Genomic DNA, 387 nt, shown 5'->3' with positions numbered 1-387 from the left:
TCTGGCCTATCCGGGCTTCCAGGTGGATGCTCTGGGTGGTCACGAGGCCTGGCTGGGCCTGCGCTACGTGTTCAACGCGCCGCCGCCCCCGCCGCCGCCTCCGCCGCCTCCGCCCCCGCCGCCGCCTCCGCCGCCTCCGCCTCCGCCGCCCCCGCCGCCTCCGGCGTGTGACGATGTGGGCTTTGTGGTCTACTTCGAGTGGGATCGCTCGAACCTGACCAGCCAGGCTCAGGCCGTGATCAACCAGGCGGTCAATCAGGCTCGCAATTGCGGTGTGGCGAGTGTTGCCATTGACGGTCACGCTGACCGTTCGGGTGCGGCCTCCTACAACGTGGGTCTCTCGGAACGCCGCTCGCGCGCCGTTCGCGACGAGATGGTGCGTCTGGG

The 387-nt window shown here is 70.3% G+C and carries 1 protein-coding gene; it reads left to right on the top strand.

The window, feature by feature from the left end:
* Positions 1–175 precede the first annotated feature (175 nt).
* Positions 176–387: OmpA family protein (locus tag V0U35_RS13965; protein ID WP_330197389.1), on the top strand; the 212-nt coding region annotated here is incomplete at its 3' end.

The organism is Hyphobacterium marinum, assembly GCF_036330325.1.
In the GTDB taxonomy this organism is placed as follows: domain Bacteria; phylum Pseudomonadota; class Alphaproteobacteria; order Caulobacterales; family Maricaulaceae; genus Hyphobacterium; species Hyphobacterium marinum.
Note: the sequence above shows the minus strand (reverse complement) of the source record. Positions and strands in the feature narration are given on the sequence as shown.